General features: G+C 59.9%; 13 protein-coding genes and 1 tRNA gene. 11 read left to right on the top strand and 3 right to left on the bottom strand.

Translation table 11 applies throughout. The features are described from left to right. Positions 1-139: 139 nt before the first annotated feature. A tRNA-Leu gene (locus tag AAIL66_RS20460) sits at positions 140-224 on the bottom strand. Between the two features lie 34 nt (positions 225-258). On the opposite strand from AAIL66_RS20460, the gene rnr reads away from it, so the two are divergent. Next, positions 259-2,892 (top strand): ribonuclease R, encoded by a 2,634-nt coding sequence (gene rnr / locus AAIL66_RS20465; RefSeq protein ID WP_343497638.1) that lies wholly within the window; start codon positions 259-261, stop codon positions 2,890-2,892. A gap of 65 nt (positions 2,893-2,957) precedes the next feature. On the opposite strand, the gene AAIL66_RS20470 is transcribed toward rnr, so the two are convergent. After that, positions 2,958-4,553 carry an NAD(P)H-hydrate dehydratase gene (locus AAIL66_RS20470; RefSeq protein WP_343497618.1) on the bottom strand — a complete coding sequence of 532 codons (1,596 nt, stop codon included), beginning with the start codon at positions 4,551-4,553 and terminating at the stop codon, positions 2,958-2,960. A 97-nt stretch (positions 4,554-4,650) separates the two neighbouring features. After that, a complete protein-coding gene (locus tag AAIL66_RS20475; protein ID WP_343497619.1) occupies positions 4,651-6,039 on the bottom strand; it encodes an amidase in 1,389 nt (462 codons plus the stop codon). Positions 6,040-6,266: 227 nt separating this feature from the next. Between AAIL66_RS20475 and rpsB the strand changes: the two genes are divergently transcribed. The 10 genes from rpsB (at position 6,267) to AAIL66_RS20525 (ending at position 16,571) form a co-directional block, all read left to right on the top strand. Then, the gene (rpsB, locus tag AAIL66_RS20480) at positions 6,267-7,019 is read left to right on the top strand and encodes a 30S ribosomal protein S2 (RefSeq protein WP_003067383.1); all 753 of its coding nucleotides are present in this window, start codon (positions 6,267-6,269) and stop codon (positions 7,017-7,019) included. 108 nt (positions 7,020-7,127) lie between these two features. Further along, positions 7,128-8,021 carry a translation elongation factor Ts gene (gene tsf, locus AAIL66_RS20485; RefSeq protein ID WP_003067381.1) on the top strand — a complete coding sequence of 298 codons (894 nt, stop codon included), beginning with the start codon at positions 7,128-7,130 and terminating at the stop codon, positions 8,019-8,021. Between the two features lie 94 nt (positions 8,022-8,115). Continuing rightward, entirely contained in the window at positions 8,116-8,838 is a 723-nt protein-coding gene (gene pyrH / locus AAIL66_RS20490) for a UMP kinase (protein WP_003053409.1), read from the top strand. A gap of 37 nt (positions 8,839-8,875) precedes the next feature. Next, a complete protein-coding gene (frr, locus tag AAIL66_RS20495; protein WP_003067379.1) occupies positions 8,876-9,436 on the top strand; it encodes a ribosome recycling factor in 561 nt (186 codons plus the stop codon). A 23-nt stretch (positions 9,437-9,459) separates the two neighbouring features. Then, the gene (gene uppS, locus AAIL66_RS20500; RefSeq protein ID WP_034358753.1) at positions 9,460-10,197 is read left to right on the top strand and encodes a polyprenyl diphosphate synthase; all 738 of its coding nucleotides are present in this window, start codon (positions 9,460-9,462) and stop codon (positions 10,195-10,197) included. Positions 10,198-10,211: 14 nt separating this feature from the next. Next, positions 10,212-11,069, top strand: coding sequence for a phosphatidate cytidylyltransferase (locus AAIL66_RS20505; RefSeq protein ID WP_343497620.1), 858 nt, complete (start codon positions 10,212-10,214; stop codon positions 11,067-11,069). Continuing rightward, positions 11,066-12,244 (top strand): 1-deoxy-D-xylulose-5-phosphate reductoisomerase, encoded by a 1,179-nt coding sequence (gene ispC, locus AAIL66_RS20510; RefSeq protein WP_343497621.1) that lies wholly within the window; start codon positions 11,066-11,068, stop codon positions 12,242-12,244. Before AAIL66_RS20505 ends, ispC begins: the two co-directional genes overlap by 4 nt. Before the next feature lie 91 nt (positions 12,245-12,335). Further along, positions 12,336-13,706, top strand: a complete 1,371-nt coding sequence (gene rseP / locus AAIL66_RS20515) for an RIP metalloprotease RseP (RefSeq protein ID WP_343497622.1) — start codon at positions 12,336-12,338, stop codon at positions 13,704-13,706. A 43-nt stretch (positions 13,707-13,749) separates the two neighbouring features. After that, complete coding sequence (gene bamA, locus AAIL66_RS20520; protein WP_343497623.1) at positions 13,750-16,065, top strand: outer membrane protein assembly factor BamA; 2,316 nt, start codon at positions 13,750-13,752, stop codon at positions 16,063-16,065. Beyond that, positions 16,065-16,571: an OmpH family outer membrane protein gene (locus tag AAIL66_RS20525; protein WP_034358744.1), complete on the top strand. Its 507-nt coding sequence runs from the start codon at positions 16,065-16,067 to the stop codon at positions 16,569-16,571. The genes bamA and AAIL66_RS20525 overlap by 1 nt, the downstream gene beginning before the upstream one ends. Positions 16,572-16,583 lie beyond the last annotated feature (12 nt).

Raw genomic sequence — 16,583 nt, forward strand, 5'->3', positions numbered from 1 at the left:
GGAAGCTTCGTATTGTAATGCATTTTTTTTGCATTCAATCTGAATCTTCAAATTTTCTAAGATGCCGTCTGGCTTGCAAACATTCCCTTGAGGAATGTTTCCCAAGTTTGTTTCAACCCTTGCAGGTTGTCGTTAAACTTGGTGCCCAGGAGAGGACTCGAACCTCCACGGAGTTACCCGCTAGTACCTGAAACTAGTGCGTCTACCAATTCCGCCACCTGGGCATCTCAGGAAAGACATAGATTGTATATCAAGAAAATGAACCCTCGCGCAAAAGTTGCCGATATGAACGAAGAAATTTTGGGCACTGTGCAGGGCCACCGCGATGGACACGGCTTTGTCGTCCGTGACGATGGTGAGCGTGACATCTACCTTCCCCCCAATGAAATGCGAGCGGTGCTGCACAAGGACAAGGTCCAGGTGCGTATCGCCCGTCATGACCATCGCGGTCGCCCCGAAGGCCGTGTGGTGGAAATCGTGGAGCGTCCCGATCAGCCCATCATTGGCCGCTTTCTGCAGGAAAGCGGTGTGTGGCTTGTGGCCCCTGAAGACAAGCGCTACGGTCAGGATGTTCTGATTCCTTCCAACGCCACAGGCGCGGCCAAGCCGGGCCAGGTGGTGGTGGTGGAGCTGACAGAGGCTCCGGCCTTGTTTGGTCAGCCTGTGGGCCGCATTACCGAAGTGCTGGGTGAGGTGGATGACCCAGGCATGGAAATCGAGATTGCGGTGCGCAAGTATGGCGTGCCGCATATCTTCTCCGACGCCTGTCTCGAGCAAGCCAAGGCGCTGCCCGAAAAAGTCCGACCCGCAGACTACAAGCACCGCATTGATCTGACCGATATTCCTCTGGTCACCATTGACGGCGAAGATGCGCGCGACTTTGACGATGCCGTGTATTGCGAGCCCGCCAAGGTGGGGCGCAGCAAGGGCTGGCGTCTGCTTGTTGCGATTGCGGATGTGAGTCACTATGTGACCACAGGCAGTGCCATTGATGTGGATGCTTACGATCGCGCCACCAGCGTGTATTTCCCGCGCCGAGTGATTCCCATGCTGCCGGAAAAGCTCAGCAACGGGCTGTGCTCCTTGAACCCCGACGTCGATCGGCTGTGCATGGTCTGCGACATGCTGATCACGGCGCAAGGTGAGATTCACGCCTATCAGTTCTACCCGGCAGTCATGCATAGCCATGCGCGCTTCACCTATACCGAGGTGGCTGCAATCCTGGCCAATACACGCGGTCCTGAAGCAGCCAAGCGCAAGGAGCGCGTGCAGGATTTGCTGAATCTGTATGGCGTCTTCCAGTCCCTGCTCAAGGCTCGCGAGGCGCGCGGTGCCGTGGACTTTGAGACGACCGAGACGCAAATCGTCTGCGACGACAACGGACGCATCGAAAAAATCGTGCCACGCACTCGCAATGATGCGCACAAGTTGATTGAAGAGGCCATGCTGGCGGCGAATGTCTGCAGCGCAGATTTCATCGACCAAAGCGGGCAGCTTGGTCTGTTCCGCGTGCACGACAAGCCTTCGCTGGAAAAGCAGGAAATTCTGCGCAATTACCTCAAGGCCATGGGTGTGAGCATGAGCATCAGCGAAAACCCTTCGACCAAGGAGTTTCAGCAGATTGCCAATGCCACCAAGGACAGGCCTGACTCGCAGCAGATTCACACCATGCTGCTGCGCTCCATGATGCAGGCCTTCTATACGCCGGAAGGCTCGGGCCACTTCGGTCTGGCCTTTGAGGCCTATACCCACTTCACCAGCCCGATTCGTCGTTATCCGGACTTGCTGGTGCACCGCGTGATCAAGGCTGAGCTGAACGGCACACACTACAAGCTGCCCAGCCTGCCCACGCCGGGTGAAGCCGAAGCCAAGATGGCCAAGCGCCTCTCCTCGCGTGTGGTCGAGCCGGGGCAAAAGCCGCGCAAGCGCTCGGCGGCCAAGGAATTCCAGGCATGGGAGGCTGCCGGCCTGCACTGCAGTGCCAACGAGCGCCGCGCCGATGAAGCCAGTCGCGATGTGGAGGCCTGGCTCAAGTGCAAATACATGCGCGAGCATCTGGGCGAGGAGTTCGCGGGCACGGTTTCCTCGGTCACGACCTTCGGAGTCTTTGTGACGCTGGATGCCATGTATGTGGAAGGGCTGGTGCATATCACCGAGCTGGGTGGCGACTACTTCCGCTTCGACGAAGCCCGGCAGGAGTTGCGTGGCGAGCGCTCGGGTGTTCGCTATGGCATCGGCGCACGAGTGCGGGTGCAGGTCAGTCGCGTGGATCTGGACGGCCGTCGCATCGACTTCCGCCTGGTTCGCGATGGCGAGGATGGCTTGGTACAAACACCACGCAGCGGTCGTGGCCAGGCCAAGGATGAGGGGCGTGGCCGTCGCGAGTCACGTGACGAGCGCAGTGCGGGCGGCTATGCCGACAAGTGGAGTCGTCGCGATGCCAAGGCTAATCGTGCGCAGCGCAATGCTGCTGCGGGGCCTGCTTCTGCACCTGAGCCCGATCGCGCCAAGCAGGGGCGAAAGGCAGCCAAGAAGGCCATGCTGAAAAGCGTGAACCTGGCCGCACTGGAGGCGGAGTACGCACAAGAGCAAGCCGCGCCCAAGCCTGAGCCTGTGATGGAGTCCGTGACTGCGGTGCAGCAAGCCAAGCCTCGCAAGGCGGCAGGCAGGAAAAAGGTTGCAGCTCTGCTTGCGCCTGATGCTCCGGCCATCTCTGTTGCCAAGGCTGCGGTCAAGCCCGAATCAAAATCGGTCGCAAAGCCCGCAACCAAGGTCTCAACGAAGTCTGTGGCGAAGTCGGCTCTCAAAGCCGTAAAGGTTGCTGCCAAGCCTGCGGTAGGTACCAAGGCTTCACCGGCAAGCAAAACCAGCAAGCGCAAGACCGAGCGCTGATTGCTCTCCTATCAAGAGCTGAAAGGCCTTGCCAGATAATGGCAAGGCCTTTGTTTTTTTGCAGTTTATTGATTGCCCAGACGCAGAGCCAGCGCACTGGCGCTGAATGGGAGGTTTGCTGGCCAGCAATCTGCAATGTGGCCATGGCGGAAGGCGGCCTGAGTCGCTGCCATATCGGCACTTTGACCCTGTGCCCATAGCGCTGCTATCAATCCGGCCAGCACATCGCCTGTGCCGCCCGTGGCCAGGCGGGCATTGCCGCTGGCATTGATCCAGACTTGCTGCTGTGGATTGGCAACAACCGTGCCCGAGCCCTTGAGCAGCGCCGTGCACTGAAATTTGCTGGCAAGCTGCAGGCAGGCTTGAAGGCGGTTGGCTTGTACTTGAGCGGTGCTGGTCTGCAGCAGGCGCGCGGCCTCCAGCGGGTGGGGGGTCAAGACCGTGGTCTGCTGGCGTGCAGCGCGCTGGCTCAGCTGCTGTGCCAGTGCCGGGCTGGCCGCAACGGCGTTGAGTGCGTCGGCATCCAGCACCAGTTGTGGTGCTTGTGTCAGTATGTGAGGCAACCAGGCGTGCACGGCTTCGCCACCACCGCAACCGCAGACCACGGTGGCCTGGCTCCAGTCCTGCGCGGCGGGTTGGCGCAACATGATTTCCGGCCAGGGCGAAGTGCCTTGCGGTGATTGCTCGTCCAGCAAGGCCAGCATGACGCGACCGGCTCCAGCGTGCAGTGCCGCCAGTGCCGCCAGCCAGGCAGCGCCCGTCATCGACAGGCCGCGCATGCCCAGGCCTTCGCCGCCGAGCACGGCCACATCGCCAAAGCTGCCTTTGTGACTGGCGTGCGGGCGTGTTCTTGAGGAGGCAAGGCCTGGGTTGCTCAGATATGCCGTGGGCTGTGCTGCAGCGACTAGGGCGGGCGAGTGCGGTACGTCGGGAGCGCTGGCAATGCCGCAGCCCAGGTCGTCCCACCAGATTTGTCCGCAGGCATCGCGGCCCTGACCGGTGAACAGGCCGGGCTGCAGGGTCAGCAAGGCAAGCGTGTGGCGTCGTTGGTCGGCGGAGATGTGGCCGGGTGCGAATTCCCTCAGATATTGACCGGTATCGGCATCGAGGCCTGAGGCAACGTCTACACAGAGTACGTTGCAGGTGCAATGCTGAACCAGGGCCAGCAACTGCAGCAGGCGCTGATCGGCAGCCGAGGTCTTGCCAAAAGTGCGCGGGCTCAGTCCTATGCCCAGCAGTGCATCAACGCACAGGTCTTGTGGTCCCAGATCGACGGGGGCGTCATCGAGCCACTGCACGCCAGCCTGCAAGGCTTTGTTCCGGGAAATCTGTGCATCGGACGGAAGTTCGGCAGGTGCGCGCACTTCGCTGACCATGATTCGCGCATGGGGCAGCATGGCCCTGAGCTGAGCTGCCGCCTCAAAGCCGTCGCCGCCGTTGTTGCCAGGGCCGCAGGCAATCCAGATGCGTTGCGCGTGCGGGGCTATTGCCATTGCCAGCTTGGCGATGGAAAGGCCTGCGCGTTCCATCAGCCTGTGAGGCGGCAGGCGGTCGGCGCAAGCCTTCTCAATCTGACGTGTGGCGGCGGTGCTGAACAGTGGCCAGCCTTGACCAGCGGAAATGGAGGCGGGCGGGGTGTCGGAGGGAGAAATGCGCAGCATGGCCCGAGGATAGCCTCCGGCTGCGCATTTGTGGGTTTTGATGATTTTTGCCTTTTAATTCAATAGCCATAAGCGGTTATAGCTACGGAAATTGAAGTCAGTCGCGATTGAGCACGGCTTCGATGCCCGCGCTGATATTCAGGATGGCATCGTCGTGCAGGGCGGCATGCCAGATCATCAGGCCCATGGGGAGCTCGTTCGGGTTGTGGCACGGCAGTGACAGGGCGCAGCCGTCCAGCATATTGACCACGCTGGTATTGCGCAGCAGCAGGCCGTTGACGCGGAAAAATTCCTCGTCACGCTTGGCGTCGGCTGCGGCGTCGAAACCGTTGGTCGGGGCGACGGATGCAATCGTGGGTGCCGTGATCGGCGTGGTGGGCGAGAGCAGGGCGTCATAGCCGGCTATGGCACTCTCCATCTTGGCAATCCAGCGCTTGCGCGCGGCCAGCAGATCCAGATAGTCGGCAGCGCTCATGCTCGCGCCGCGCTCTATGCGCGAGCGTACTCGGGGGTCGTAGAGCGCGGCCTTGGCGGGGTCCTGCAGATGGCGCCGGTGCCAGGCATAGCTTTCGGTGGGCGAGAAGCCTCCGATGATGTTGACGCCGTCCAGCTCCTCCAGCTCGGGCAGGTCAATCCACTCGATCTGCGCGCCGCCGGCCTGCAGCTTGGCGATGCTGCGTTCGAAGGCGTTGCGCACGGCGGGCTCGATCTGATCGAAGAAGACGGGGCGTGGCACTGCCAGGCGCCACTGGCTCAGGCTGCGTTCGTCCTTGGTGACTTTGCGCTCGGCCAGAATCTCGTGCAGCAGCACGGCATCGCGCACGCTACGCGTAATGGCGCAGGCAGTGTCGAGTGTGGGCGAGAGTGGCACGGTTCCTTCGGTGGGAACCAGCCTGGCTGTGCTTTTGAAGCCAACCAGGCCATTGAGTGCAGCGGGAATGCGGATGGAGCCCCCGGTGTCCGAGCCCAGAGCCGCCCAGGCGGCGCCGCTGGCGACGGATACAGCAGCGCCTGACGAGGAGCCGCCCGGAATGCGGGCCGGCCATGTGGGCGCCAGCTGAGGATTGGCGGGGTGGCGGGCATCCAGCGCGGCGGGGGTGCCGAAATGCGGGTTCACGCCAACGCCGGAAAAAGCGAACTCGACCATATGGGTGCGGCCGATGATGGCTGCGCCTGCCGCGCGCAGGCGGGCAACGGCCGTGGCGTCTGCTCGGGCGAGGGGCGCATCCTGCAGAACCAGGGAGCTGGCGGCACTGCGCGCGCCTTGCGTGTCGAACAGATCCTTGACCGAGATGGCCAGGCCAGCCAGGGGTGTAGTGGATGGCGTTTCTGCAGCCGCCCAGCGTGCCTCGTCAAAAAAAGTCTGGCTGAAAACGTTGGCGCACAAGGGGCTTTGCGCGGCAGCAATGCTCATTTGCATGAGGTTTGCAGCGCTTTGGCGGCCTTCGCGGATCTCAAGAGCGACGTGACTGAGGTCGAGTTGCATGGCAGTGTGCTAAAATTTTGCGGCTTTGCTAAGGGTTAGTCCGTGAGGATTGACTTGAAAAGCTCTGAAAGTGGTTGATGCGATGGCTTTTTGTGTGTTGCAGCAATTGCTTTTAAGTCGGCAAGGCAAATAGCAAACCGGCCTATTCAAGGTGTTGCGCTCGCTTTTTTTCAAGGCGGCTGCAATCGTTGGGCCGGATTTTAGACCCAACCTTTGAGGTAATTAACATGGCAGTAACAATGCGCGAGATGCTGGAAGCCGGCGTCCACTTCGGTCACCAAACTCGTTTCTGGAATCCCAAGATGGCTCCGTTCATCTTCGGTGCCCGCAACAAGATCCACATCATCAACCTGGAAAAGTCCCTGCCGATGTTCCAGGAAGCCCAGAAGTTCGCCAAGCAGCTGACTGCTAACGGCGGCACCATCCTGATGGTGGGTACAAAGCGTCAAGCCCGTGAGCTGGTGGCTGAAGAAGCCAAGCGCGCTGGCGTGCCCTTCGTTGACCAGCGCTGGCTGGGCGGCATGCTGACCAACTTCAAGACTGTCAAGACCTCCATCAAGCGTCTGAAGGACATGAAGGCTCAGCAAGAAGCCGGTCTGGAATCCATGTCCAAGAAGGAACAGCTGATGTTCGTTCGCGAACTGGAAAAGCTGGAAAAGGACATCGGCGGCATTCAGGACATGAACGGTCTGCCCGACGCCATTTTCGTGATCGACGTGGGCTTCCACAAGATCGCTATCGCTGAAGCCAAGAAGCTGGGCATTCCTCTGATCGGCGTGGTTGACACCAACCACAACCCCGATGGCATCGACTACGTGATCCCTGGTAACGACGACTCCGCCAAGGCTGTGCAGCTGTACGCCCAAGGCATTGCCGACGCAATCCTGGAAGGCCGTGAAGCTCGTCTGAACGACGTGGTGAAGGCCGCTGCCGGTGAGAACGGCGACGAGTTCGTGGAAGTGGAAGAATCCGCCGCCTAAGCGAAGTCCGGCTGCGCGACCGCATCGCGAGAAAAAGCGGGGCTCTAGGTAGCCCCGTTTTTTTAGCCGGAATCCTGTAACGAATCGAACTGATACTGGAGAAATACGATGGCAATTACTGCAAGCATGGTCGCCGAACTGCGCGCCAAGACCGACGCCCCCATGATGGAATGCAAGAAGGCTCTGACCGAAGCTGATGGCGATATGGCCAAGGCTGAAGAGCTGCTGCGCGTCAAGCTGGGTACCAAGGCTGGCAAGGCCGCTTCCCGCGTGACTGCTGAAGGCGTTGTGGCTGCTTTCATCGACGGCGGCAAGGGCGGCCTGATCGAAGTGAACAGCGAAACCGACTTCGTGTCCAAGAACGACAGCTTCCTGGCCATGGCCAATGCCGCTGCCAAGCTGGTCGCCGAGCACAACCCCGCTGACCTGGACGCTCTGGGCGCCCTGGCCTACGAGCAAGACGGCTACGGCCCCACTCTGGAAGATGTGCGCAAGGGTCTGATCGGCAAGATCGGCGAAAACATGTCTTTCCGTCGCTTCAAGGCTTTCAGCGGCGCTGGCCTGGCTGCCTACGTGCACGGCACTCGCATTGGCGTGGTGGTCGAGTTCGACGGCGACGCTGCTGCTGCCAAGGACGTGGCAATGCACGTGGCTGCCATGAAGCCCGTGGCTCTGACTTCCGCTGACGTGCCTGCTGATCTGATCGCCAAGGAACGCGCTGTGGCCGAAGGCAAGGCAGCCGAATCCGGCAAGCCTGCCGACATCGTTTCCAAGATGGTGGAAGGCTCCGTGCAGAAGTACCTGAAGGAAGTGTCCCTGGCTGACCAGGTCTTCGTGAAGGCTGCTGACGGCAAGCAAACCGTGGCTCAGATGCTCAAGGCTGCCAACACCAATGTGAAGGCGTTCACGATGTATGTCGTGGGTGAAGGCATTGAGAAGAAGACTGACGACTTCGCCGCTGAAGTGGCTGCCCAGGTGGCAGCAGCCAAGGCTGGTGCTTAAACCTAAGCCTTAGCAACAATCGCGGCCTAGAGCCGCGATTGATTTATTCCCCCTCCCGTTTTCATACTCATTCAACTTCCATCGGAGAAACACCATGTCCAACGCCATTCCAGCCCACAAGCGCATCTTGCTCAAGCTGTCGGGGGAGGCGTTAATGGGAGATGACCAGTTCGGCATCAACCGTGCAACCATCGAGCGCATGGTGGCTGAGATCGTGGAAGTGACCAAGGTGGGTGTGCAGGTTGCCGTGGTGATCGGCGGCGGCAACATCTTCCGCGGCGTGGCGGGCGGCTCGGTCGGCATGGACCGTGCGACTGCCGACTATATGGGCATGCTGGCCACGGTGATGAATGCCCTGGCTCTGGCAGATGCCATGGACAAGCAGGGCCTGACGGCGCGCGTGATGTCGGCCATCGGTATCGAGCAGGTGGTCGAGCCCTATGTGCGCCCCAAGGCGCTGCAGTACCTGGAAGAGGGCAAGGTCGTGGTGTTCGCTGCCGGTACGGGCAATCCCTTCTTCACCACCGACACGGCCGCTGCGCTGCGTGGTGCTGAAATTGGCGCCGAAGTCGTGCTCAAGGCCACCAAGGTGGATGGCGTGTACACGGCTGACCCGGTCAAGGATCCTTCGGCCACACGCTACGACAAGCTGGCTTTCGATGAGGCCATCTCGCGCAATCTGGGCATCATGGATGCCACGGCTTTCGCGCTGTGCCGCGACCAGAAGCTGCCGATTCGCGTGTTCTCCATCGTCAAGCCCGGCGCACTCAAGCGCGTGGTCATGGGTGAAGACGAAGGCACTCTGGTGTACGCTTGAGCGTTTTGCCGCCACATGCCCGCAAAGGAACAAGAACATGACGATCGCTGAAATCAAAAAGAACACCGAAACCAAGATGGGTCAGTCCATCGAGGCTCTGAAGAACAATCTGGCTCGCGTGCGTACCGGCCGTGCGAATCCCGCGCTGCTGGATGCCATTCATGTCGAGTACTACGGCTCCATGGTGCCTCTGTCTCAGGTGGCCAATGTGTCTTTGCTGGATTCCCGCACCATCAGCGTGCAGCCTTGGGAAAAGAACATGGCTGCCAAGGTGGAAAAGGCTATTCGCGAGAGCGATCTGGGTCTGAATCCCGCTTCCATGGGCGATCTGATTCGCGTGCCCATGCCTCCCATGAGCGAAGAGCGCCGCAAGGAAATGACCAAGCTGGCACGCAACGAAGGCGAGAACGCCAAGATTGCCGTTCGCAACTTGCGTCGCGATGCCAATGAAGGCGTGAAGAAGCTGGTCAAGGACAAGGAAGCCTCTGAAGACGATCAGAAGCGCTCCGAAGCCGAAATCCAGAAGATCACCGACAAGCATATTGCCGAGGTCGATACGCTGGTGGCGGCCAAGGAACAGGACATCATGGCGGTCTGAGTCTTTCCAAAGGACTTGCACTTTTGACATCCAAGAAAAACGGCGCGGTTCCGCGCCATATCGCCGTCATCATGGACGGTAACGGGCGGTGGGCCAAGCGCCGTCTGCTTCCACGTCTTGCTGGTCACAAGCAGGGGGTGGAGTCCCTGCGCCGCTGCGCTCGCGCCTGCGTCGAGCGTGGCGTGCAGGTGCTCACTGTGTTTGCGTTTTCCTCCGAGAACTGGAACCGGCCTCAGGAAGAGGTCTCGGGCCTCATGAGCCTGCTGGCCAATGCCCTGGCCAAGGAAGTCGCTCAACTCAGCCGCGACGGCGTGCGTCTGTACTTTGTCGGCGACCGTCAGGGGCTGAGCGACAAGGTTCGGGAGGGCTTGGCAGAGGCCGAGCGCATCACCGCTCACAACACGCGTCTGGTTCTCAACGTCTGCTTCAACTACGGTGGCCGCTGGGATATAGCCCAGGCTGCACAGAAGCTGGTGGCCCAGGGGCTGGAGCTGACTCCCGAGAATCTGGACAGGGCCATGGCTTTGGCCCATGTGCCGGATCCTGATCTCATGATCCGCACCGGTGGCGAGACCCGCATCAGCAATTTCCTGCTCTGGCAGGCTGCTTATACAGAGCTTTTTTTCAGCAATGCCCTGTGGCCTGATTTCGATGAGGCGGCTCTTGACGAGGCCATTGCCGTGTTTGGCGGTCGTGAGCGCCGCTTCGGCCAGACTTCCGAGCAGATTCAACCATCATCCACCGTCACCTTGACGGTTTAACCATAAGAGGTGCCATGCTCAAGCAGCGCGTCATTACCGCCTTGATTTTGCTGGCCATTTTGCTGCCGGCACTGTTTTATACGGCCAGCACCGTGCCCTTTGCCGCACTGATGCTGTTGTTCATGGCGGCTGGTGCCTGGGAGTGGGGGCGACTCAATGGTTTTGGACAGGCAGGCTCACTGGGCCTGGGTGCTGTCTGTACGGTGCTGTGCGCCGGCTCCTGGTGGGCCGGCTGGGTGGATCAGCCTCTGCACACGGTGTGGCTGCTTGCAGGTTCCCTCTGGGTGCTGGGGGGCGTTTTGCTGCTGCGCGCTGGCGTGGCGGGCTGGCCGCATATTCCGGCTGCAGTTCGTCTGGTCGGCGGCGTGCTGGCATTGTGGCTGGCCTGGCTGGCCGTGGTGCAGGCGCGCAATATCGGCATCAACTTCCTGCTGTCGGTGCTGGTGCTGGTCTGGGTGGCTGATGTCTTCGCCTATTTTGCAGGCCGCACTTTCGGCCTGAAATTCACCAGGAACAAGCTTGCTCCTTCCATCAGCCCCGGCAAGAGCTGGGAAGGTGTCTGGGGCGGCATGCTGGGGGTGATTGTGCTGGCTCTGGTCTGGAGCTGGGCAGATCGTCACTACGGCGCCGGTGTTCCCAGTTTCTATTCGGTGCTGCAGTCGCGCGGACTTTGGTTCCTGCTGCTGGCTGCGGTGTTTATGGCTGCGATGAGTGTGGTGGGCGACCTGGTCGAATCCCTCATCAAGCGCAGCGTCGGTGTCAAGGACAGCAGCGGCTTGCTGCCCGGCCATGGTGGTGTCCTGGATCGCATTGATGCCCTCCTGCCCACACTGCCGTTGGCGATGATGCTCTCATCCTTTGTGCATCCATGAAGCAGAAAATCACGGTTCTGGGTTCTACCGGTTCCATCGGAACCAATACCCTGGATGTGGTGGCGCGCCACCCTGAACAATACGAAATCTTCGCGCTGAGTGCAGCCACGCAGGTGGATCTGATGCTCAGGCAATGCGCGCAGTTCAAGCCACAGTTCGCTGTGATGGCCAGTGCGCCTCATGCTCGTCAACTGGCTGAGGCAATCAAGCAAAACGGGCTTCAGACACAGGTTCTCCAGGAGCGGGATGCTCTTGAAGTGATTGCGTCGCACCCGGATGTGGATGCCGTCATGGGGGCGATTGTCGGAGCGGCCGGTCTGGCTCCCTGTCTGGCGGCCGCCAGGGCCGGCAAGCGTCTGCTGCTGGCCAACAAGGAGGCCCTGGTGGTGGGCGGCGCGCTGTTCATGGACACGGTCAAGCGTCATGGTGCCACCTTGCTGCCCATCGACAGCGAGCACTCGGCCATCTTCCAGTGCCTGCCCGAAGACAGCAGCACCTGGGCTGATCGCGTTGACTCCTTGCTGTTGACGGCATCGGGCGGTCCGTTCCGCCAGCGCGATCCGGCGACATTGTCCGAAATCACGCCCGAGCAGGCTTGCTCGCATCCCAATTTTTCCATGGGACGCAAGATCTCGGTGGACTCGGCCACCATGATGAACAAGGCGCTGGAGGTGATCGAGGCGCGCTGGCTGTTCGATATGGCGCCCGAGAAAATCAAGGTGGTGATCCATCCCCAGCAGATCGTGCATTCCATGGTGCAGTTCAAGGATGCGTCCGTTCTCGCCCAGCTGGGAACGCCCGATATGCGTGTGCCGATTGCCTGTGGTCTGGCCTGGCCCGAGCGCATCGAGAGCGGCGCACCTGTGCTGGATTTCGCCAAGCTGGCGGCGCTGATCTTCGAGGAGGCGGATGCGCATCGCTTTCCGGGCCTGCATCTGTCCTGGCAGGCGCTGCGCGCGCCCGAGGGCACGACCACGGTGCTCAACGCAGCGAACGAAGTGGCTGTCGCCGCATTCCTGGAGCGTCGGCTGTCATTTGACCGCATTCATGCCGTCAATCTGCAGACGCTGGAATCCGTGCAACCCGGTGTCGTTGGTAGTCTGGATGAGTTGATGGCGCTTGATGAGCGAGCGCGCGAGCGTGCGGCTGACATAGCCAGGCAATGGGCGCGTTGATCTGGCGTCGAGTTTGGTGGCTTGAGGGCTTGCGGTTGAACTTGCGGCCTGCTGCGCACTCCAAGCATTGATTGGCATTAAGGAGTTTCAGGTGTTGCTGACGGTTGTGGCTTTCATCGTGGCGCTCGGCGTTCTGATTGCGGTGCATGAGTGGGGCCACTATCGCGTTGCCGTGGCCTGTGGCGTCAAGGTGCTGCGTTACTCCGTGGGCTTTGGCAAGCCGCTGTTGCGCTGGGTCGGCAAGAAGTCGGGCACCGAATATGTGATCGCGGCGCTGCCTCTGGGCGGCTATGTGCGCATGCTTGACGAACGTGAGGGCGAGGTCAGGCCCGAGGAAAAACATCTGGCCTTCAACAACCAACCTCTGCGCTCACGTGCAGCGATTGTTGCCGCGGGGCCGGCGGCCAATCTGTTGCTGGCCGTGGCGCTGCTGGCGGTGGTCAACTGGGTGGGTGCCAACGAGCCTGCAGCCCGGCTTGCGGCTCCTCCGGAAGGCACGTTGCTGCATCAGGCCGGTATTAAAAGTGGCGACTGGGTGCAGCGTGCCTCTGTGGGTGGCAAGGAATGGCAGCCTGTGCGTGCCCTGGGTGATTTGCGCTGGCTGGTGACGACAGCTGCCATTGAAGGTGAAACCTTGCAGCTGGAGGTGGCGGCGCAAGAGCACGGCGTGGCGCGTGTCGTGCCACTCGATCTCGCTTCTTTGCAACAAAAGGAACCGGATGCAGCTTTCTTTGACAAGGTCGGGCTGCAGGGTGCCTGGAGTCGTCCGGTCATAGAAGAGGTTGTTGCGGGTGGCCCTGCAGAAAAGGCGGGTCTGCAAAAAGGCGATGTGCTGCTCAGCATCGATGGCCAGGCAGTTCAGGATGGCGCTCAGGCGCGTGCCGCGATTCGTGCCTCGGGTGCATCCGGTCGAGTCGAGCCGCAGGCCTGGGCTGTGGAGCGTGCGGGCCGGCGTCTGAACCTGCGAGTGCAGCCGGAAATAGTACCTGGCAAGGATGGGCAAGCTGCAACTGCACGTGTGAACGCCTTTATTGGCAGCCAGCCCGAGATGGTGCTGGTGCGCCATGGCTTTCTGGATGGCTTGAGCGCCGGTGTGCACAAGACCTGGGAGCTGTCCTCCATGACGCTGCGCATGATGGGGCGCATGCTGATCGGTCAGGCCTCGCTCAAGAATATCAGCGGTCCTTTGACGATCGCAGACTATGCAGGCAAGTCCGCCAGCATGGGGCTGGTGCAATACCTGTCGTTCCTCGCGCTGATCAGCATCAGCCTGGGCGTTCTCAACCTGCTACCATTGCCCGTTCTGGATGGTGGGCACCTGATGTATTATCTTTGGGAAGGTTTGACGGGGCGCAGTGTCTCTGATGTCTGGGCTGAAAGACTGCAGCGTGCAGGCGTCGCAGTCATATTGCTGATGATGTCAGTCGCCTTTTTCAACGATATCAACCGGCTCTGGGGCTAATTTTTACCGCTACGGTAGGCCGCATTCGCGGCGATTTCCACTCATGAAAAAACATTTCAATCGCTTGGGCGTGCGCTCTGCAACTGCCCTGGCTGCTATGGTTTTAGCTGCGCAAGCGGCATGGGCATTGGAGCCCTTCAAAGTTCAAGATATCCGCGTCGAGGGTTTGCAGCGAGTGGAGCCCGGTACGGTGTTCGCCTCCATGCCTTTGCGCGTGGGCGATGACTACAACGACGAAAAGGGCGCGGCTGCCATTCGTTCGTTGTTTGCTCTGGGTCTGTTCAAGGACGTGCGCCTCGAGGCCAATGGCAATGTGCTGGTGGTGGTTGTGGAAGAGCGCCCAACCATTGCCGAGGTGAACTTTGCCGGCACCAAGGAGTTCGACAAGGACACTCTGCTCAAGGCCATGCGTGACGTGGGCCTGGCCGATGGCCGCCCTTTCGACAAGGCACTGGCTGATCGCGCAGAGCAAGAACTCAAGCGCCAGTACATCAACCGCAGTCTGTATGGCGCTGAAGTGGTGACCACGGTGACGCCTATCGAGCGCAACCGAGTGAACCTGACCTTCACCGTCTCCGAAGGCGAGCCGGCCAAGATCAACGAAATCCACATTGTGGGCAACAAGGCCTTCAAGGAATCGACGCTCAAGGACCTGTTTGACCAGGACACTGGCAACTGGATGAGCTGGTACACCAAGTCTGACCGCTACGCTCGCAACAAGCTCAATGCCGACCTGGAGTCTCTGCGCTCCTACTATCTGCAGCGAGGCTACCTGGAGTTCCGTGTGGAGTCCACCCAGGTCGCCATCTCTCCGGACAAGCAAAGCATCGGCCTGACCGTGAATATTCACGAAGGCAATCAGTATGTGGTCTCTGGCGTGAAGCTCGAAGGCAACTACCTGGACCGTGACGACGAGTTCAAATCGCTGGTCAAGATCAAGCCAGGTGAGCCCTATAACGCCGATCAGGTTTCCGAGACCGTCAAGGCTTTTACCGACTATTACAGCAATTTCGGTTTTGCCTTCGCCAAGGTGGAGGCCGTGCCCGAAATCGATCGCGTCAACAATCGTGTGGCCATCGTGTTGCAAGCACAGCCTTCGCGTCGCGCCTACGTCCGTCGCATCAGTGTCAGCGGCAACAACAAGACCCGCGACGAAGTGATTCGTCGCGAGTTCCGTCAGTTCGAGGCCTCCTGGTATGACGGCCAGAAGATCAAGCTGTCACGCGACCGTGTGGATCGTCTGGGCTTCTTTACCCAGGTCGACATTGAAACCCAGGAAGTGCCCGGCTCCCCCGATCAGGTCGATCTGATGATCAATGTGGTTGAGAAGCCCACAGGCTCGATCCAGCTGGGCGCAGGTTTTTCCAGCGCTGAAAAGGTCTCGCTGTCCTTCGGCATCAAGCAGGAAAACGTGTTCGGCTCGGGCAACTACCTGGGTCTGGATGTCAACACCAGCAAGTACAACCGCACCATGGTGGTGTCGACAACCAATCCGTACTTCACGGATACCGGTATCTCGCGCACCTATGACCTGTACTACCGCACCATTCGTCCCTACTATGACGATGGCGCCTACAAGATCATCACCAAGGGTGCCAGCGTGCGCTTCGGTGTGCCCTTCAGTGAAGTGGACACCATCTTCTTCGGTGCCGGTGTTGAAGGCAATGAGATCAAGCCTGGCACCTATATGCCGGCGGTCTACAACGAGTATTGCGGTGGTCTGCCTGGCCAGAACATAGGCTGCTCCAAGACCGGTATCCCTCTGACTCTGGGATGGTCTCGTGATAACCGCGACAGTGCCCTGGCACCCAATGCCGGTCGCTATCAGCGTGTGAATCTGGAAGCCTCGTTCATGAGCGATATGCGCTATGCGAAGGCCAACTACCAGATTCAGCAATATATTCCGCTGAACAAGAAGTACACGATTGCCCTGAACGGCGAGCTGGGCTGGGGCAAGGGGCTGGGCGGCAATCCCTATCCCATCTTCAAGAATTTCTACTCGGGTGGCCTGGGTTCGGTGCGTGGTTTTGAGCAGGGCTCTCTGGGGCGTCGTGACACGGTGAATACCAATCTGGCCTTGGGCGGTACGCGCAAGCTGACCTTGAATGGCGAATTCATGGTCCCGTTCCCAGGTGCCGGTAATGACAGAACACTGCGTCTGTTCGGCTTTGTGGACGTGGGTAATGTGTGGGCGGAAGGTGAAAGCATGGATCTGGGAACCTTGCGTGCTTCCACCGGTGTCGGTATTAGTTGGATTTCGCCGCTGGGTCCTCTGCGTTTGGCGTATGCTCAGCCAATCCGTAAGGAAACCGGCGATAGAATCCAGAAACTGCAATTCCAAATCGGAACATCTTTCTAATGAAATCTCTCTCTAGCCATCTTTCTTTGGCTGTGCTGCTTGGCGCCATGGCCGTCTCTGCGCATGCACAGGAATTCAAGGCCGGTTTTGTGAACACGGATCGTATCTTCCGTGAGGCATCCGCTGCCAAGGCTGCCCAAGCCAAGCTTGAGCAGGAGTTTTCTAAGCGTGAAAAGGATTTGGTCGATCAGGGCAATTCCTTGAAGAGCGCCTCGGACAAGTTCGAGCGTGAAGCTACCACTATGTCCGAGAGCCAGCGTGCTTCGCGCCAGCGTCAGTTGGTGGATCAGGATCGTGAATTCCAGCGCAAGCGCCGTGAATTTCAGGAAGATCTGAACGCACGCAAGAACGAAGAACTGGCCACCGTGCTGGATCGTGCGAACAAGGTTGTCAAGCAAGTGGCCGAGACTGAAAAGTACGACGTCATCCTGCAAGAGGCCGTGTATATCAACCCCAAGTTCGATATCACCGACAAGGTCATCAAGGCCCTGAACGGCACAAAGTAATCCCAAGGATAC

The sequence above is a fragment of the Comamonas sp. F1-6 genome, assembly GCF_039581415.1.
In the GTDB taxonomy this organism is placed as follows: Bacteria; Pseudomonadota; Gammaproteobacteria; order Burkholderiales; family Burkholderiaceae_C; genus Comamonas; species Comamonas thiooxydans.